Here is a 19264-nt window from a genome sequence, read left to right as displayed (position 1 = left end):
CATGTGCCGGACAAGGAGAACGCCCAAAAAAACGCCAGCGCAAGCCGGGCCGACGCAAGTCGCGCCGCTGGGTGGTCGAAGTGACTCATTCATGGCTCAATCGCTTTCGTCGGTTGCTGATTCGCTGGGAGAAGAAGGCGAGCAATTATCTGTCCCTGCTGTTTTTCGCCTGCGCCATCATCTGTTGGCGCAAATGCGAGGTTTAGAGATAGGCTCTAACACGTATTTTGTGAAAAGTCCTGGGCTAACCCCCTTGACAAATCGCCGTGCGGTGCTTACGCTCTGATGCCGAAGGTGTGCTCGTGGCGAACGCGGCGAGCAACGAAGCCGAGAGACGCACGGTGCGCCGTGTAGATCCGAGGAGTGTTGAAATGCAAAGCGATACTCAGTTTAGCCCCTCGTTAGCGCGCCGACGTGGCGCGCGAAGCGTGCTGCTTCACGTTATAGCCCAGCTCGCGCTGGTGGCGAGTTTGTTTGGCGGGGCGGCGCTGAACCCGCCGCCGGCTCAGGCCGGGTCGCCCCGCAGCGCGCCGCAGCGCCTGGCGCCCCAGGCGCCGGCCGCGCCGAGCGTGACATGTAGCGCCTTGAGCGGCGTTATCAATGACTATTGGCCGGGAACAATTAGCTCTTCCGCAGGCAGCAACACAATACAGCTTGGATCACGGCGGACCGGTGGCGCAGGCCAGAACATCAATTCCGGTGATATGCTACTTGTTATCCAGGTCATGGGCGCCGACATCAACTACAGCAACACGGCAGACTACGGTGATGGGCCGGGGGGATTGACAGGGAGTGGTTTTATCAGCAACACCAACTTTGTAGCTGGACGATATGAGTATGTGCTCGCCTCGAACTCCGTCGGGGCGAGCGGCGGAACGCTGACTATCCTCGGGAAGGGGGCGAGCAACGGGCTGGTCAACAGCTACGTGAACGCGAACGCGACATCAGCAACCGGTCCGCGGCGCTTCCAGGTGGTGCGGGTGCCGCAGTGCGCTGCGGCAACGCTTACTGGCGATTTGACCGCTTTGCCCTTTGACGGCTTCACCGGCGGTATCGTGGCGCTAGATGTGAGCGGTCCACTCAATATGAACGGCCGCAAGATAAGCGTTACAGGTCAGGGCTATCGCGGCGGTGGAGAGGGAAACGTGTGGTATTTTTGCCACCGTCAGTTGTATTACGTCGTCAGCAATCCGTACTTTCCTGGCCCAACTCACTGTCATGCACCCAAGGGGGAGGGATTTGCGGGCACGCCTATAGATGTGCGCGTAGGCAACGTTTCGATGAGTGCGACGTTGAGCCAGCTATATCCAGGAGGAAGCTGGGCGACCGGCGCCCCGGCCAATGCCGGAGGCGGCGGAACTTTGGGCAACTCTGGCGGCGGCGGCGGCGGCAATGGCGGCGCTGGCGGCAAAGGAGGCTGGGGATCAAATAGCGGTGGTTTTGATCGCATAGACAACGGCGGCTTTGGGGGAGCAGCCTTCCCAAGCGCGTTTGGTGTTAGCCGCATCGTGATGGGCGGTGGAGGCGGTAGTGGCGAGGGTGATACTGCGGGTGGCTATTTCCCCACCTTTGGCGGTGCAGGTGGCGGCCTGGTGCTGGTGCGGACGGTCAGCGTTCAAGGGGTCGGCACAGTGGAGGCTGAGGGCGCACCTGGTCTGGGTTCCACAATCAGTGACCCTGGTGGTGGCGGGGGTGCAGGCGGCACCATTGTCTTCGTCGCGCAGAGTGGCCCGCTCTCAGGGGTGAGTCTCTTCGCGAGGGGCGGCAAGGGTGGAAACGCGTCTAATTACTGCCACCAATTCGGCGGCGGCGGTGGGGGAGGGCGGATCTTCTTCTCTCACTCGCCGGCGACGGTGAATGCATCCGCCGGTGCGCGCGGTGATGCGACATGCCCGGATCCCGTCCCGCCTGCCACGGCAGGCACCAGCTCGACGATCAGCCTGAATGACATCCCTGGCTGTGGCTTGGGGGGGTGTTTGACTCCATTCGGTAAAAGCAACCCACCCAACAATGCCACCAACCAACCCGCCAACCTAACGCTGAGCTGGGGACCGTCCACTGGCGTCGATCACTATCGCTACTGCTACAGCACGACGAACGGGTGCACGCCGAGCACGAATAACGGGACGAACACCAGCGTCAACCTGACCGGCCTGACGCCTGGGGCGACGTATTACTGGCAGGTGCGGGCGTGCGCGGACAGCGGCTGCACGGTGTTCACCGATGCGGACGGTCCTAGCGGCCACTGGAACTTCACGGTGGTCAGCGCGCCGGGCAGCTTCAACAAGACCGCACCGAGCAACGGGGCGACGGGGCAGCCGGCCAACGTGACGTTGCAGTGGGGCGCGGCGAGCGGGGTGAACCACTATCGCTACTGCTACAGCACGACGAACGGGTGCACGCCGAGCACGAATAACGGGACGAACACCAGCGTCAACCTGACCGGCCTGACGCCTGGGGCGACGTATTACTGGCAGGTGCGGGCGTGCGCGGACAGCGGCTGCACGGTGTTCACCGATGCGAACGGTCCTAGCGGGCACTGGAACTTCACGGTGGTCAGCGCGCCGAGCGGGAGCAGCTTCAGCAAACTCAGCCCGAACCACACCGCCACCAACCTGCCGACCAATCTGACGTTGAGCTGGGGCACAGCCGGCGGCGTAGTGGACAAGTATGAATACTGCGTGAGCACGACCGCGTCGTGCAGCGCATGGACGGACGTTGGCCTGAACACCAGCGCCTCGGTTGTTGGCTTGGCGGCTGGGACGCTGTATTACTGGCAGGTGCGGGCGTGCAACAGCGCCGGCTGCACCGAGGCCAACAGCGGCAGCTTCTGGTCGTTCCAGACCGCGGCGACGGTGGGCAGCTTCAACAAGCTTGCTCCGAGCAACGGGGCGATCAACGTCAACACTAACACGGCGCAGTTGCTGTGGACGACAGCGGCCAACGCAAACGACTACAAGCTGTGCCTGGGCACGGCGCCCAACAATTGCAACATCGTTGGCGGCGGGCCGGGGCAGTTCACGAGCCTGGGCAACACCTACTTCCGGGTGCTGAACGATCTGCCCTTGCAGCCGAACACGACGTATTACTGGCAGGTGCTGGCGACGAACGGCACGTACACCACGCCGGCCAACGGCAGCACGCTGGCGTTCTGGTCGTTCACTACGTTGCCCAACGGGCCTGACCCGTTCAACAAGCTCAGCCCGAGCTTCAACGCGACCAACGTGCCGACGCAGAACGTGACGTTCCAGTGGCAGGCGGCGACCGGCGCGGTGAGCTACACAGTGTGCGTGGGGGCGTTTGCGGGCGACTGTGCTTACAGCCTGACCAGCGCGGCGACCAGCGCGGTGCTGACCGGGCCGCTGCCGGCGGGTGCGACGCTGGTGTGGCAGGTGACGGCGCACAACGCGGGGGGCAGCACCGGCGCGGACAACAACACCTGGTGGCCGTTCACTACGGTGCCGAACGCGCCGCAGGCGTTCACCAAGATCAACCCGCCGAACAACGCCACCGACCAGCCGCTGGGCGTGAATCTAACCTGGCAAGACACGCCCGACGAGACGTATTACAGCGTGTGCGTCGGCACCAGCATTGGCGTGTGCAGCCTGGTCAACACCACGACGACTGTGGCCAGCTATGCGCTGACGGGGCTGGATTACGGCACGCAGTATTACTGGCAGGTGAGCGCGTGCAACGCGGGCGGGTGCACGCCAGCCAACAACAGCGTGGTGTGGGGCTTCAAGACGCTCAACCCGCCCGTGCCCGGTCCGTTCCAGAAGACGCACCCGGTTAATGGCGCGGTCGGTGCGCCGACCAACCCGGCCGTGCTGCAGTTGACGTGGACGGCCGCGGATCAGGCGGACGGGTATGAGGTATGCATGGGCACGGTGCCGGGCGCGTGCGACCTGAGCGGCGGTGGGTTCCAAGACGTGGGTCTTCATACCGCGCGTTACATCAACCAGTTGCCGTTCAGCGTGACGTTGCAGCCGGGCGCGACGTATTACTGGCAGGTGCGAGCCTACAACAACGTGACGGCGACGCGGACGTTTGCCGACAACGGGGTGGACTTCTACTTTGTGACGCAGAGCAGCAGCGGGCCGGCGGCATTTAGCAAGGATGCGCCGCTGAACGGCAGCTTCAACCTGCCGACGGCCAGCTTGACGCTGAAGTGGTTTGCGGCGGCCGGCGCGACGAGCTACGAGGTGTGCGCCGGTACGGCGGTCAACAGTTGCGATGCGATGCCGGGCAACGCTTGGCTGAACGTGGGCAGTGCGCTGAGCTATACGCTGAGCAACCTGGCGCCTGGGACGAACTACTTCTGGCAGGTGCGGGCGAAGAACGGCGCCGGGAATACGCCGGCCAACGGCGGGGTGTGGTGGCAGTTCAGCACCAAGAACGACTTCCCGCCGGCTGAATTTGCCAAGCAGTCCCCGCCACACTTGGCGACGGGCGTGGTGACCACCGGTCTGACGCTGAGCTGGACGGCGAGCACCGGGGCGACTGGATACCGGGTGTGCATCGGCAGCGCGCCGGGGCTGTGCGAGGCGACCGGCGGCTGGGTGAACGTGGGCAACAACACCAGTTGGGTGGTGACGCCGGCGCTGCAGGCGGCGACGACGTATTGGTGGCAGGTGCAGGCGCTGGGCGGCACCTTCAGCGTGCAGGCAAACGGCGGGCAGTGGTGGGCGTTCACCACGCAGCCGGACGGGCCGGCGGCCTTCGGCAAGCTGCAGCCGCCGCAGAGCGGGATTGGTGTGCCGACGGCGACGGCGGTGCTGAGCTGGACGGCGGCGCTCGGTGCGAGCAGCTACGAAGTGTGCCTAGGCACGCAAGCTGGGCTGTGCGACGTGACCGGCAACTGGGTGAGCGCGGGCGGCGCTACGAGCTGGAACGCGCCGGTGCTGCAGGCGGCGACGACGTATTGGTGGCAGGTGCGGGCGGTGAACGGCAGCGGCGGGCGCACGCAGGCCGACGGCGGGGCGTGGTGGCACTTCACCACCGTCCCCAGCTTCGGGCCGAACCCGCCGGCGCCGTTCGGCAAGGTCAGCCCGCTGAACAACGCCGCCAACCAGCCGGTCAACCCGACCCTGAGCTGGGGCGTGGCCAGCGGTGCGACGAGCTACCAGGTGTGCGTGGGTTCGTTGCCGGGCGACTGCTCGAGCAGCGGCGGCTGGGTGAGCGTCGCCGGCACGAGCTACGCGCTGAGCGGGCTGAGCTACGACACGACGTACTGGTGGCAGGTGCGCGCGGTGAACGCGAGCGGCCAGACGCTGGCGGACAGTGGGGCGTGGTGGCGCTTCACGACGGGCAACAACCCGGCCTCGCCGCTGGGGACGTTTGGCAAGAGCGCGCCGGCGGCCAATGCGACGGGCGTGCCGACGAACACAACGCTGAGCTGGAGCGCGGCGACGAACGCGCAGCGCTACACGGTGTGCGTGGGCACGCTGCCGGGCTTGTGCGACGTGATGAACCACGTTGAAGTGCTTGCGCCGGCCACCAGCCTGACGCTGACCAACGCGCAGGCCGGGCGGACGTACTGGTGGCAGGTGTGGGCCTACAACGGCGGGCAGTTCCTGCTGGCGGACAGCGGGCAGTGGTGGGCGTTCACGACCGCCAACAACGCCGGCTCTGGGCCGGGCGGCGGGCCGGCGGAGTTCCAGAAGGTTGCGCCGATCAGCGGCACGTTGGTCGGTAACACCCCGCTGCTGAGCTGGACGGCGAGCAGTGGTGCGGTCGGCTACTTTGTGTGCGTGGGCAGGTCGTGGGGCCTGTGCGATGTGGTGAACAACGCGGCGACAGCCGGCCTGAGCCACGCGCCCAATGGGCTAGCGCCGGGGACGTATTGGTGGCAGGTGACGGCGGTGGACGCCGAAGGCGACACCACGCAGGCCGACGGCGGGACGCGCTGGCAGTTCATCGTGGTCAACAATCTGCTGGGAGGCAGCCTGGACAACGTGGACACGCGCAAGGAGGTGACACCGACGCAGGTGCGCATCGGCGATCTGGTGACCTACACGATTGTGCTGAGCAACAGCGGCGGGATGTCGGTGACGGTGCGCGTGTCAGATACGTTGGTGACGGCGCTGACGCTGGTGGGCGCGACGCCGGGCTATGCGCAGAGCGGGCAGACGGTGGTGTGGGAGAACGTGTTGGTGCCGGCGGGTAGCACGACCGCGCTGACGATCACGGCGCAGGTGAACACCAACGCGCTAAGCAACCCGACGGTGAACAATGGCGTGGTGATCAGCAGCTACGCCGACGGCGAGCCGCCGCTTGTACGCGATGCCGACCCGGTAAATGTGGAAGTTTATCGTGCCTTCCTGCCGATTGTGCAAAAGCCGCTCTCTGCTGCTTTCTTGCCGGTGGTGATCCGACCTTAACGTGCTTCACCCCGATCTCCTCCTCCGAGTGGGGGAGGAGATCGGGGCCACCTGCATACTGAGTGGTGCCCCTGCGTGCATCACGCTGTCGGCGGCGGCGAGGCCGAAGGCGCTGCCGCCGGCGGGCGGGATGGCGTGCATGCGCTCCACGGCGCCGGCGGGGCGAGCTTCACCCTGAAGCTTTGGCTGCGCCGATCATTTGCCTGTCGGCCGGTGCGATAATTTGTGCGCAGCAGGGATGGGACTTTCTGCCGGTCTGCTACCTTGGGACGAAGCGCCCGATTACCGCTTCTTCGACCTCCGGGGCAGCCACGCGCAACTCGGTTACGCGCTGGGCGAAGCCGACCCGCCCTTCCGCATGCAATTCTGGTGGTGGCCGCCGCCGGCGGCGCGCTTCGCGGATGCCTGTTACGATGTGCTGCGCGACATTCATCCTCACCTGGTGGACGAGCTGCACGCCTACGCCGACGCGCAACGCCTGCCCGTCCGCGAGCTGTGGCGAAAGTGCTGCCGAGTGAACCTGAAAGCCCGACTGTCGCCGCGCCAAGCCGTCGGCCGCGAGCTGGCCGAGGGCTGTTCGACTTTCGTCTGGTACGTCTCCACCCCGGCACCCGACGGCGAAGCGGGGCACCGCGTGGTCGTCGGCCGCAACTATGACTACTTGCCACAACAGGCCCGCCGGCAGCGCATTCGCTTTGCGCCGGACTGCTGCGCTCATCCCAGCATCGGCGCGCGCGGCAGCGTGCCCTGTGGCCGATATGATGGGATGAACCGCCATGGCCTGTTCGCTGCGCTCCACGTTGTGATGACCGAGACGCCGGCTGAGGACGAGGTGAAGCCCGGCGTGCCGTTTCACTTGGTGCTGCGCATTGCGCTGGAGCTGTGCCGCACGGCGCGCGAGGCGCGCGACCTGTTGATGCGCATCCCGCACCTCAGCTCGCTGAACTACCTGTTGGCCGATGCGCGCGACGCCTTCGTGATCGAGGCCGACCCGCGCCGTGTGCGGGTGATCGAACACGACCTCGCATCGGGCGCACAAGACGTCTGTGCGGCGACCAACCACTTTCGCCATCCCGATATGCGTCCTCTGCAGGGCAACCGCGCGTTTGCGAACTCGGAATGCCGGCTGGCCTTCTTGCAAAACCAGGTGAATCTACAAGCGCGCCGCGCTGATTTGCGCCTGGCCGACCTGTCGGTTGATGCGTTGCTCGATTACGCTGGGGCGATCATGGCCGACCGGAGCGCGCCGATGTGTGGCCTGACCGGCTCGCTCACGACGCTGTGGTCGTGCGTGGCCGAGTTGACGACGAAGCGCATCCGCTATGCCGCCGGCCCACCGTGCTTCACGCCATACACGGAGATGCCGGCCTTTTCATCGTCTCCCTGATCGTGGGGGATCCGAAGGCTTGCGACCGCAATGGCCGTTGAATGGGCGAGGCTCCGCCTTGCCTACCGTTTGCCGTTCGCCGTTTGCCACCGCTCGCGCATGCTGAACACCGCCTCCAGCACGCCGCCGGCGATGGCTAGCGCCTTGTCGCTGATCGAGAAGCAGTAACGCGGCTCGCCGCGCGGGTCAATATCGGCCACTTTCAACCCGGCGCTGACTTGCACGCCGTCATGCAACAGCCCGCGCAGCACGCCGCCGAGCGGCGCATGGACCGGCGCGTCTTCGATTTGGGCGATCACCTCGCCTTCCTCGACGCTGTCGCCGATGGCGCGCCGGCCGTAGAACAAGCCATCGCGCGGCGCGCGCACGACGCGCCGCGCATCCTCACCCCCGACTTTGCCGGGCATCCCCGTATTGGGCGAGGCGCTGCCCGACCAGATCACGCGACCGAGGTCATGCCCGCGCTGCGTTTCGATCACCGCATGGCAGTCCTCGCCGGCGACGAATCCAGGCCCCAGCGCGACGACGCAGGGCGCGTCATGGATCGTCGTGCCGACGTTGCGCTTGGCCATGATGGCATCTACGACGACTTCCGGCTGTAGCGACTCGACCACGCGCCCGACCGGATCGGCGATCACGGCCAGAGTGTTGCGCTGCCACAGGTAGATTGCCTCGTCGGCGTAGAACACACGCTCGCACGGTACGCCTTCAACCGTAATGCGGCCGTCGTAGAGCGCTGAGGCGAAGGCGACCGTGCGCCGGATGACCAGCGGCTTTTCCAGGTCGGTGCACAGCACGCGAAAGCCGCACTTCCACAAGCGATACGCGACGCCGGTGCCCAGGTCACCTGCGCCCTTCACGATGGCGATGGGGATGTCGCGATGAGCCATGACGTGATTGTAACGATGCGCCGGCCGTTGCTGATGAAAGGGTGAGGGTAGCGCACTTGCCCACTATAATGCTGCATCATGGCCAACGAAGACTCGAAGCTGGTGCTGGTGGTGGACGATGAGCCGCGCATGATCAACTTCATCCGCATGAACCTGGAGTTGGAGAACTTCCGGGTTGTGCAGGCCCAAGACGGCCTGGAGGCGGTGCGCAAAGTGCGCGAGCTGCTGCCCGATTGTGTGTTGCTCGATGTGATGATGCCCGATATGGACGGCTTCGAGACGTTGCGCATGATCCGCGAGGAGAGCAATGTGCCGGTCATCATGCTCACCGCCAAGGGCGAAGAGGATGATAAGGTGAGGGGACTCTCGCTCGGCGCCGACGACTACGTCACCAAGCCGTTCAGCCCGCGCGAACTGGTCATGCGCATCAAGGCGGTCATTCGTCGCGCCGAGCTGCCGGCCATGGTGGAGAAGACGCCCATCAAGGTGGATGACCGGCTTTCGATTGACTTCAACCGGCGCGAGGTGATCGTGGAGGGCAAGCCGATCAAATTGCGCCCCACCGAGTGGCGCCTGCTCTATCACCTGGTGCAAAACGCCGGATGGGTGGTGCCGCACGAGACGTTGCTCAGCAAGGTGTGGGGCTGGGAGTATCGCGACGAGACGCAATATCTGCGCCTCTATATCACCTATCTACGCCAAAAGATCGAGAAAGATTTGGCTCACCCGCAATACATCCTCACCGAACGCGGCACCGGCTACCGCTTTGTGGACTTTCGCAAGAAGGAGCGCGAACAGCGCGAGCGCGAAAAGCAAGGCGAAGAGTTGAAAGGTGCATGAGGTGCATCGCGGAGGAAGAAGGGTAGGGGGCTGAGGGACTGGGTGGACAAACGGCGAGTGCTCGGCGGTGTGAACCAAGCCGGCCGAGCGCGCCGCAGCCTGCAACCGTCTTGGGCGGCGCTGCAAGTTACTCGAGCGCGATAAACAGCGATCGGCGCGGTTTGCCGCTCAGCTCGCGCGTGCGGTGGCCGCGCCCCGTGGTGTCTTCCACCAACAACACATCTCCGCCGCGGAACTCGCGCTTCGTCCCGTCGCCCACCTCGACCTCAATGTGACCGTCGAGCATGACGATGTACTGGCGGCGCGGGGCGACGTGCCAGTCGTAATCGTAGTCCGCTGCCGTTTCGCGAAAGGCCAGCCGGGTCACGGGTTGCCAGTTGGATAGCTTGCCGATCGGCCCGCTGCTGACATACTCGATTTCGAGATCTTCAAAATGCGATTCGCCATCGGGCCCGGTGTAGATGCGGGTGATCTTCATCATCGCAGTCAGTACGCCCGTGAATTATCCCTCAGCAGCAACGGCGGCATCCCCTGCGCTTAACTGATCCGTTGCCACTCTTTCCCCAGCAACGCCGTTTCATCGTCTTCTAAAACTTGAGCAGTACCATTCAGCTTGTGTTAGCGCTGTTCAGAGAACGCCATCGCACTCGGGCGCCGATCCTTCAACGCGAGACGCCGGAAGAAACGGCTTGTGAAGATCCCTACCGGCACGGCAATTGCCACCTCATTGAGCTGAAGCGCGTGGTAAAGATTTACGACACGCCGGCGGGCAAGTTTTACGCCCTGCGCGGCGTCAATTTGCGCGTGGACACGCACGAGTTCGTCGCCGTGATCGGCAAAAGCGGCAGTGGCAAATCCACGCTGATTAACATGATCACGGGCATTGACCGTCCTACCTCCGGCGAAGTCTTCGTGGGAGATACGGCCGTGCATCAGTTGAGCGAGAGCCAGATGGCGGTCTGGCGCGGCAAACACGTAGGTGTGATTTTTCAGTTCTTTCAATTGCTGCCAACGCTTACACTGGTTGAAAATGTCATGCTGCCGATGGACTTTTGTCATACCTACGCGCCGCGTGAGCGTTACGAGCGCGCTATGCAACTCCTAGCCCATGTGGATATGGCGCAACATGCGCACAAATTGCCCTCTGCGGTTTCGGGCGGGCAACAGCAGCGCGTCGCCATTGCTCGCGCGCTGGCCAACGATCCGCCCGTCATCGTGGCGGATGAGCCTACCGGCAACCTCGACTCGAAGACGGCCAACCAGGTCTTTGATCTCTTCACCCGACTTGTTGAAGAAGGGAAAACGATTTTGATGGTCACCCACGACCAAGATCTTGCTCGGCGTGTCACACGCGCGGTGTTGGTGGCGGACGGCGAGATCAAGGACGAGATTTACTGACGCAGCATAAAAATTACAAGCGCAGTTGTCTGTTTACCTCGTTACACTTTGTGTTGTGTGAGTGCAGTTTCGCGTTAACTGTAGCCGGCGGAATTCTGGGTGCGAACGCATTAACCGATCGTTCTGTTTCAATGAACCTTTGCACAAGAGCTTAAGTTAGATAAAATATTCGTCCCAAAAGTAATCATCAAAGAGGTTAATCTGAAATGACATACCACGATAGCACCGGAGAGACACTGTTAATCATCGGCGCCAGCCAAGCCAGCGACCGAATCGCCCAACAGATGGCGGAGCGCGGCTATCCTGTGGCGCAAGCCTCGGGGGCGCGCGATGCTGTGTCGCGCGTAAGCACCGGGGGGGTAAGCCTGATCCTGCTTGATCTCACCAACGATCAGGCCACCCTTGAGCTGGCCGATACGTTGATGGGATTGCCGTCTTGTCCGCCGATCGTGGTGCTCGACCAGAATCCGACGGTGGAGCGCGTCGTGTCTGCCCTGCGCATAGGTGTTGCAGATTACCTGTCCCTCTCTGATGGCGAAGACGAGATCGCTCGCCGGCTCACCACTCATCTGGACAAGGCTCGAAGTGCCGTTCGCCTGGCGCCGGCGCGTCAAGAACCGGCGCTGCACGACAAAGCGCAGCGCAATGGCGCGACGCAGGAGCTGAGCGGCCTGGAACTCAACACGGCTCGACGCTTGTTAATCCTTGAGGACACGCCGATCCTGCTCTCCACGATTGAGCTGAGTTTGGTTGAACTGCTCATCCAACGCATGCCGAGCTTGGCGACCTACGAAGAGATGTCGCGCGCGGCCTTTCCGTCCATCACCGATAAGAAGCACGCCCTGCGGTTGCTGCGCCCGCACATTGCCCGCTTGCGTCGCAAGTTTGAGTCGGTTCAAAACGCACGTTGGCGCATCGCCAACATGCGCAGTCAAGGCTATGCGCTGCGGCGCATTGGCGCGCCGTCGCCTGACCGTGCGTCCCGTTCGGCTTAGCCGGCGTGTGTGGGCAGCCGTCGGCTGCGTCTCACGCTTCAATCGCCTGCGGGATTGATGATCCGCACTGCACGGTGCGCACGATTGCGCCGGCGTTGGCCAATGCAGCGATCACATCGTCGTTAGACTCGGCCGCCCCAAACGATCGACTGTCGAGGACGACGGCGACCACGTGGACCCCGTTGTGAACGATCTGCTGCACCGCTCGTGCCCAGGCAGTATCGGGCGAAGCCGAGATGGCAATCAACGTCGTCCCGCGCGCGAACATCACCGACTCCAAACTCAGCACGTGGTCGAATGGAATCTCGCCGTGTGCGCGCACCGCCGAGAGCGTCTCCAAGATCTTGGTGAGCTGGCGTTCGCCGCGCTCGCCGGGGATGACCTCGCGGTGCGCGCTGTGAGCGATGAGGCCGACGACGCGCCCCTGTTGCAAAAAGTGCTTCGCGATGGACGCTGCGATCGAAACCGCATATTCCTCGGTCTGTGGGGGCAGTCGAATCGTTGCGTGCGATTCGCCGCCCTCCGTTGTGGGCGGCGATAATGTTTCCGCGGGCGAGCCCGCCTTGCCGGTCTCCAGCTCGAATTGCGCCCCGCGGAAAAGGTCCAGCGCGACCCAGATGTCGGAGATCGGGTCGAGTTCGAATTCTTTGACGATCAGGCGCTGACGCCGGGCGCTGGTGGGCCAGTGGATGCGGTTGATGCTGTCGCCGGTGACGTAGTCGCGCACACCGGCGGCGTTGGTAGTCGTGTAGTGCGTGCGCCGGCGCAATGCGTCACCGCCGGTCAGGAAGGTGGCCGGTAACGGGAAGTCGTGGAAGTCGAACGTAGCGGGATAGACGAGAATCGTGTGCACAACGTCGAGCTGGCGTTGCATCTGGTAGATGCCCAGCGGGTCGCTGCTGCGCACGGTCAGCGGACCGAGCGTGTAGCGCCCGCGCTGCGCGCAGCGCGTCTTCACGCGCCAGCCACGCCATTGCCGGCCGCCGATCAGGCTGACTACCCGGCTGGCGTAGTGCCCCGGCAGGGTGGACTGGTCGCGCACCTCGACCCAGAGCTTGGGCACGCGGCTGAGGTTGATCAGCCTGAACTCCTCCTCCAAAATTTCGCCGACGTGCGTCACGCGCGCAAACGTGCGGCGCGCGATGCGCAGCCAATTCACGCTCAACCAGGCCCAAGCGATTGGAATGACGATTAGCGTGAAGAGCGCGCCGGCGAAGGTCCACCACAGGCTATGCCCGGTGCCGAGCGCGCCGGTGAGCGCAATGAGGAAGAGGACCCAGACGACGCGATAGCGAGTCATTTCACGCGGGCGCCGGGCACCGGCGTGACGCGCAGCAACTCGTCCAGAATATCGGCTGAGGTCACGCCTTTGATGCGGGCAGCCGGGCTGATGATGATACGGTGACCGAGCGTGGCTGCGGCCAGCGCTTTCACGTCATCTGGGATCACGTAGTCCCGGCCATGCACGGCCGCGCGCGCCTGCGCGGTGCGAAACAGCGTCCACGCGCCGCGTGGGCTAGCGCCCAGATACACGTCGGGATGAGCGCGCGTGGCATCAACCAGTTGCACGATGTACTGCTTGACCAATCGGTCACAATAGACCGACTTCAAGAGTTCCTGTGTCTTAACCAACTCGGTCGCATCTGTGATCTGCCCCAGGTCCTCGATGGGATGGGAATACTGTTGTGCGTCGAGGATCGCCATTTGCTGCTCCGGCGTAGGATAGCCGAGCGAGACGCGCATGAGGAAACGATCGAGCTGTGCTTCGGGGAGCGGGAAGGTGCCTTCGTATTCGATCGGGTTCTGTGTGGCCAGCACCAGGAAGGGGGAGTGCAACTCGCGCGTGACGCCGTCCACGGTCACCTGGCGTTCTTCCATGGCCTCCAGCAGGGCGGCCTGCGTCTTGGGCGTAGCGCGGTTGATCTCGTCGGCCAGCACGATCTGCGCCATGATCGGCCCAGGGCGGAACTCGAATTCCCCGGTCTTCTGGTTGTAGATCGAGACGCCCGTCACGTCCGACGGCAGCATGTCGGGGGTGAACTGGATGCGTTTGAACGTGCCGCCGATCGAACGTGCCAGGGCCTTGGCTAGCATCGTCTTGCCAACGCCTGGCACGTCCTCGATCAGTACGTGGCCCTGGCAGAGCAAGCAGATCGCCGTCAGTTCGATCACGTCGCGCTTGCCGAAGATGACGCGCTCGACGTTATCTATGAGCCTCGCGGCCAGGTCGCGGACGGCCTGCATGCCCTAGAGCAGTTTCTTGACTGCCTCGATGGCGGCGTCGTAGTCGGGGTGCTGAGCGATTTCCGGCACGTACTCGGCATAGGTCACCGTGTCGTCCTTATCCACGACGAAGATGGCGCGCTGCTCGATGCGCATCTCCTTGACGTGTGTGCCGGCTGCGTTGCCAAACGCCATGTCCTTGTGATCGGATAGCACGGTGATGTTCTTCACTTCCGCGTCGTTCATCCAGCGCCGCTGCGCCCAGGGAAGGTCGGCGCTGATGGTGATGACTTTCACCTTATCGCCGAACCGCTCGGCCTCTTCGTTGAAGCGCTTGGTTTGCGCGTCGCAGATGCCCGTGTCCAGCGATGGCACCACGCTGATCAACCGAACGGTGCCGCGCATCGTGCCTAAGTCCACGGCGCTCCAGTCGGTTGCCGTCAGGGTGACGGCCGGGAATTTGTCGCCGGGCTTCAACTTTGGCCCGATCACAGTCAGCGGCTGGCCTTTGAGCGTGAGTTCGCCGGTGCGTTCTGTGGTTTGTTCGCCCAACATCTTGTTTTCACTCCATTGCAGCATGTGTTAGCATGTGTTTTTGAATGCAGCGCGACTATACCATGTCGCTTTCGTGGGCTTGTCGCCATGGGCGGGCCTGGCTCTGGATACGGGCAGGCGCAGGCCCGGCCTGCGCTTCATCCCCGCGCGCGAAATGCCCCTCGCAGGCGCTTGGCCTGCAACCCACTGCGCTGCTAGATTAGCGCCGGTATGATGCAATCTCATTTGCCGGACTCGCGCGCGGCGGCTGCCGCGCTGGATACACATGACCCACTAGCTGCCTTCCGCGCTCGCTTCTATTTGCCAGAAGGCGTGATCTACCTCGACGGCAACTCGCTCGGCCCGCTGCCGCTTGAGGCGCAGCGACGTTTGGCGCAGGTGATCGCGGCCGAATGGGGCGATGGGCTGATCCGAAGCTGGAATGCCGCCGGCTGGATTGCGCTGCCGCAGCGCATCGGCGATAAGCTGGCCCGCTTGCTCGGCGCGCAACCCGGCGAAGTGGTGGCGGGCGATTCGACCTCGATCAACCTGTTTAAGGCCCTAGCTGCTGCGCTGACGCTGCGGCCGGATCGGCGCGTCATCGTGTCTGAGCGCGACAACTTCCCCACCGACCTTTACATGGCGCAGGGGCTGATCGAGCTGCTGGGCGGCGGTTACACGCTGCGTCTGGCGGCAGCCGACGAGATCGCCGACGCGATCGGCGCCGATACGGCGGTCGTGATGCTCACCCACGTCAACTACCGCACCGGTCGGATGCATGATATGGCTGAGGTCACGCAACGCGCCCAAGCCTGTGGCGCGTTGACGATCTGGGATTTGGCGCACTCGGCGGGCGCTGTGCCGGTGGATTTGAACGGCGCCCAGGCTGATTTCGCCGTTGGCTGTGGCTACAAGTACTTGAACGGCGGCCCAGGCGCGCCGGCGTTTATCTTCGTCGCGCAGCGCCACCAAGCCGACTTTCGCCAACCGCTGGCCGGCTGGATGGGACATGCGCATCCGTTCGCCTTTGAGCCGGACTATCGGCCGGCGCCGGGCATTGCCCGCGCCTTGTGCGGCACGCCGCCCGTCCTCAGTCTGGCGGCGCTCGAGTGTGGCGTGGACATCGCGCTGGAGGCGCCGATGGCGATGGTCCGGGCGAAGTCGCTGGCATTGACCGATCTGTTCATTGCACAGGTCGAGCCGCGGTGCGCCGCGCATGGCTTACGGCTGGTCACGCCGCGCGAGCCCGACCGCCGGGGCAGCCAGGTCTGCTTTGCACATCCAGACGCCTTCCCCATCATGCAGGCGCTGATTGCGCGCGGGGTGATCGGCGACTTTCGCGCGCCGGACATCCTGCGCTTTGGTTTTGCGCCGCTCTATCTGCGCTACGTGGACGTGTGGGACGCTGCGCATATCCTGGCCGAGGTGCTCGAGTTGCGCACCTGGGATCGCCCGGAGTTCCATCGGCGCGGGCGGGTGACGTGAGGCGCGCGCGGCCGCGCTGCGGCGCTTCGGGGGCTATTTGCGCCGCTTGGGCTTCGCTGCTTTGGCCGACGCGCGTGCCTTCGCCTCCCACAACGCGGCTTGTTCGAGCGCGCGCGCAAGGAAGCGACCGGTATAACTCTCGGCGACTTGGGCCACCTGCTCCGGCGTGCCCTGGGCGACGATGCGCCCACCGCCTTCGCCGCCTTCCGGCCCGAGGTCAATCACCCAATCGGCGACTTTGATGATGTCGAGGTGGTGCTCGATCACGACGACGGTGTTGCCGTCATCCACCAATTGGTCCAGCACGTGAATCAGCTTGTGCACGTCGGCGTGATGCAGGCCGACCGATGGCTCATCGAGCACGTAGATCGTGCGGCCGGTGGAGCGTTTGCTCAGCTCGCGGCTGAGCTTCACCCGCTGCGCCTCGCCGCCGCTGAGGGTGGTGGCCGGCTGGCCCAGCCGGATGTAGCCCAGGCCGACCTCTTCGAGCGTTTGTAGCTTGCGCGCGATGGGGGGAATATCCTTGAAGAAGGCCATAGCCTCGGTCACCGTCATGTCCAGCACCTCGGCGATGTTCTTGCCCTTGTAGCGCACCTGCAGCGTCTCGCGGTTGAAGCGCGTGCCGTGGCACACGTCGCACGTGACGTAGATGTCGGGCATGAACTGCATCTGGATTTGCAGCACGCCCTGACCTTCGCATGCTTCGCAGCGGCCGCCCTTGACGTTGAACGAGAAGCGCCCGCTCTTGTAGCCGCGGATTTTGCTTTCGGGCAGCTCGGCGAACAGCTCGCGCAGCGGCGTCCACAGGCCGGTGTAAGTGGCGGGGTTGCTGCGCGGCGTGCGCCCGATGGGTTGCTGGTCAATGTTGATGACTTTGTCGAGGTGCTCCAGCCCGAGGATGTCGTCCAGATCGCCGGGATGTTCGAGCGCGCCGTTGAGCCGGTTGGCCAGCGCCTTGTAGAGGCACTCGACGATGAGCGAGGATTTGCCGCTGCCGCTCACGCCGGTGACGACGACGAATTTGCCCAGCGGAATTTCGACGTCAATGTTCTTCAGGTTGTTTTCGCGCGCGCCCTTGATGATCAACTTTTTGCCGTTGCCGGCCCGCCGCTGAGGGGGGATGGGGATATGCTTGCGGCCGCTCAAGTAGGCACCGGTAAGCGAAGCCTTGTTTTTCATGATCTGCTCCGGTGTGCCGGTGGCGACGACCTGGCCGCCGTGTTCTCCGGCGCCCGGCCCCATGTCAATGATCCAGTCGGCCGCGCGCATGGTGTCGTCATCGTGCTCGACCACGAGCACGGTATTGCCCAGGTCGCGCATGCGCGTCAGCGTGTTGATCAGGCGTTGCTGGTCGCGTTGGTGCAGGCCGATGCTAGGCTCATCCAGCACGTACAACACGCCCATCAACTGCGAGCCGACCTGCGTGGCCAGGCGGATGCGCTGGGCTTCGCCGCCGCTCAGCGTGTTGGCGCTGCGGCTGAGCGTGAGGTAGTCCAGCCCGACATCCACCAGGAACTGTAATCGCGCGCGGATCTCTTTGACAATCTGCCGGGCAATTTGCTTGTCGCGGTCGCTCAAGGCTGGGAAGTCGGACGTAGCGGGGGAGGGCTTGCCGTTCTTTCGCGCATCCGACTGCCGACTTTCGGTTTCCGCCTCATCAACGCCCAGCGAATCCACCCAGGCCAGCGCCTCGCGGATGCTCATGTCGGTCACTTCGGCGATGTTCTTGCCGGCCACTTTGACGCACAGCACGTCCTCCTTCAGCCGTTTGCCGCCGCAGGCCTCGCAGGTGCGGAAGGTCATCACTTCCTCGATGCTTTGTTTGATGTAATCGCTGGTGCTCTCCCGATAGCGCCGCATCAAGTTGGGGATCACGCCTTCAAAGGGGATGTCGTATTGTCGGCGTTCGCCGAGGTGATTGACGTAGTTCACCCGCACGCGCTCGCCGCCGGTGCCGTAGAGGATCAGGTCGCGCTGCGCCGGGCTGAGGTGTCGCCAGGGTTGATGCATGGGGATGGCGTATGCCTTGCAGACGGCGCGCAGCATCTGCCGGCCCCAGCTTTCGTCATCGTCGCTGTTCCAGCCGCTGGCGTGGATGGCCCCTTCGTCTAATGATAGGTCGGGATTCGGCACGATGAGCGCCGGGTCAATTTCGCGTTTGCTGCCCAATCCCTGGCATTCTGGACAGGCGCCCTGCGGCGCGTTGAACGAAAACAGCTTCGGCTCCAAATCCGGGTAGCTTTTGCCGGTGGCCGGATCGACCTTCTTTTCGCTGAAGAAGATGTCGCGCCAAGCGGACGCCTGGCCCTCTTCTGATACCATGGCGATCATGAAGCCGTCGCCCAGCTTGAGCGCGGTCTCCACCGAGTCGTTCAGCCGCGTCAGGAACTGCCGGCGTGCTTCGTCCAAAGCCTCACGCTCCACTCCCGACTCCTGATTCCCGACTCTTGATCCCTGCTCTCTGGCCTCCGGCACGACCAGACGATCTACCACCGCCTCGATGTTGTGCAGCCTGTAGCGATCGAGTTCGATCTCCTCATCCACGCTGCGAATCTCACCGTCCACGCGCACGCGTGCGAAGCCTTGTTTGCGCACGTCTTCGAAGACTTGTTGGTGATGGCCTTTCTTGTCCTTGATGAGCGGGGCGAGGATTTGCACGCGCGTGCCGGGCGGCAAGGCAGCGATCTGATCAACGATTTGCTGCGGCGTCTGCGACGTGAGCGGCAGGCCGGTGACCGGCGAATACTGCACGCCGATGCGCGCGAACATCAGGCGCAGATAGTCGTAGATCTCGGTGACGGTGCCGACGGTCGAGCGTGGGTTGTGGCTGCTGCCCTTTTGGTCAATCGAGACAGCCGGCGAGAGTCCTTCGATCTGATCCACGTCCGGCTTCTCCATCTGGCCGAGGAACTGCCGGGCGTAGGCCGATAGGCTCTCCACATAGCGGCGCTGGCCTTCGGCGAAGATGGTATCGAACGCCAGCGACGATTTGCCGCTGCCGCTGAGGCCGGTGATCACGACGAGTTTGTCGCGTGGGATCTCGACGTTGATGTTCTTGAGGTTGTGCACACGCGCGCCACGCACCACAATCTTGTTCTGTGCCATATCCTTTCGCCCAATCCTGTGCCGCGC

General features: G+C 64.0%; 13 protein-coding genes. 7 read left to right on the top strand and 6 right to left on the bottom strand.

Annotated elements, in window-relative coordinates; all coding sequences use genetic code 11:
- From GXH28_RS09000 to GXH28_RS08990, 3 genes are all read left to right on the top strand, one after another.
- Nucleotides 1–206, top strand: a 206-nt coding sequence (locus GXH28_RS09000) for a transposase (protein ID WP_169237924.1), incomplete at its 5' end; no start/stop codon positions are given.
- A gap of 498 nt (nucleotides 207–704) precedes the next feature.
- Nucleotides 705–6380 carry a fibronectin type III domain-containing protein gene (locus tag GXH28_RS16745; protein ID WP_169238693.1) on the top strand — a complete coding sequence of 1892 codons (5676 nt, stop codon included), beginning with the start codon at nucleotides 705–707 and terminating at the stop codon, nucleotides 6378–6380.
- Nucleotides 6381–6618: 238 nt separating this feature from the next.
- Nucleotides 6619–7767: a C45 family autoproteolytic acyltransferase/hydolase gene (locus GXH28_RS08990; RefSeq protein ID WP_169238692.1), complete on the top strand. Its 1149-nt coding sequence runs from the start codon at nucleotides 6619–6621 to the stop codon at nucleotides 7765–7767.
- Between the two features lie 62 nt (nucleotides 7768–7829).
- Here GXH28_RS08990 and yqeB read toward each other — a convergent pair whose 3' ends face one another.
- Nucleotides 7830–8657, bottom strand: coding sequence for a selenium-dependent molybdenum cofactor biosynthesis protein YqeB (gene yqeB / locus GXH28_RS08985; RefSeq protein ID WP_169238691.1), 828 nt, complete (start codon nucleotides 8655–8657; stop codon nucleotides 7830–7832).
- 78 nt (nucleotides 8658–8735) lie between these two features.
- Here yqeB and GXH28_RS08980 point away from each other — a divergent pair, with 78 nt between their 5' ends.
- Entirely contained in the window at nucleotides 8736–9497 is a 762-nt protein-coding gene (locus tag GXH28_RS08980) for a response regulator transcription factor (RefSeq protein WP_169238690.1), read from the top strand.
- A 127-nt stretch (nucleotides 9498–9624) separates the two neighbouring features.
- Here GXH28_RS08980 and GXH28_RS08975 read toward each other — a convergent pair whose 3' ends face one another.
- Nucleotides 9625–9978 (bottom strand): hypothetical protein, encoded by a 354-nt coding sequence (locus GXH28_RS08975; protein WP_320447939.1) that lies wholly within the window; start codon nucleotides 9976–9978, stop codon nucleotides 9625–9627.
- 245 nt (nucleotides 9979–10223) lie between these two features.
- Here GXH28_RS08975 and GXH28_RS08970 point away from each other — a divergent pair, with 245 nt between their 5' ends.
- Both GXH28_RS08970 and GXH28_RS08965 read left to right on the top strand, forming a co-directional pair.
- The gene (locus GXH28_RS08970; RefSeq protein WP_320447940.1) at nucleotides 10224–10895 is read left to right on the top strand and encodes an ABC transporter ATP-binding protein; all 672 of its coding nucleotides are present in this window, start codon (nucleotides 10224–10226) and stop codon (nucleotides 10893–10895) included.
- Nucleotides 10896–11101: 206 nt separating this feature from the next.
- Entirely contained in the window at nucleotides 11102–11890 is a 789-nt protein-coding gene (locus GXH28_RS08965) for a winged helix-turn-helix domain-containing protein (protein ID WP_169238689.1), read from the top strand.
- Between the two features lie 31 nt (nucleotides 11891–11921).
- Here the strand turns inward: GXH28_RS08965 and GXH28_RS08960 are convergent, their stop codons facing one another.
- From GXH28_RS08960 to tpx, 3 genes are read right to left on the bottom strand one after another with little or no spacing between them, the layout of a single operon-like run.
- Nucleotides 11922–13190 carry a DUF58 domain-containing protein gene (locus tag GXH28_RS08960; RefSeq protein ID WP_169238688.1) on the bottom strand — a complete coding sequence of 423 codons (1269 nt, stop codon included), beginning with the start codon at nucleotides 13188–13190 and terminating at the stop codon, nucleotides 11922–11924.
- Nucleotides 13187–14134 (bottom strand): AAA family ATPase, encoded by a 948-nt coding sequence (locus GXH28_RS08955; RefSeq protein ID WP_169238687.1) that lies wholly within the window; start codon nucleotides 14132–14134, stop codon nucleotides 13187–13189. Before GXH28_RS08955 ends, GXH28_RS08960 begins: the two co-directional genes overlap by 4 nt.
- A 3-nt stretch (nucleotides 14135–14137) precedes the next feature.
- Nucleotides 14138–14668 (bottom strand): thiol peroxidase, encoded by a 531-nt coding sequence (gene tpx / locus GXH28_RS08950; protein ID WP_169238686.1) that lies wholly within the window; start codon nucleotides 14666–14668, stop codon nucleotides 14138–14140.
- Between the two features lie 213 nt (nucleotides 14669–14881).
- On the opposite strand from tpx, the gene kynU reads away from it, so the two are divergent.
- Nucleotides 14882–16132, top strand: a complete 1251-nt coding sequence (gene kynU, locus GXH28_RS08945) for a kynureninase (RefSeq protein WP_169238696.1) — start codon at nucleotides 14882–14884, stop codon at nucleotides 16130–16132.
- Between the two features lie 33 nt (nucleotides 16133–16165).
- Here the strand turns inward: kynU and uvrA are convergent, their stop codons facing one another.
- Complete coding sequence (uvrA, locus tag GXH28_RS08940) at nucleotides 16166–19237, bottom strand: excinuclease ABC subunit UvrA (protein WP_169238685.1); 3072 nt, start codon at nucleotides 19235–19237, stop codon at nucleotides 16166–16168.
- Between the last annotated feature and the right edge of the window lie 27 nt (nucleotides 19238–19264).

The organism is Candidatus Roseilinea sp. NK_OTU-006 (assembly GCF_012931985.1).
Lineage (GTDB): Bacteria > Chloroflexota > Anaerolineae > J036 > Brachytrichaceae > JAAFGM01.
This window is presented reverse-complemented; position numbering and strand designations above follow the sequence as displayed.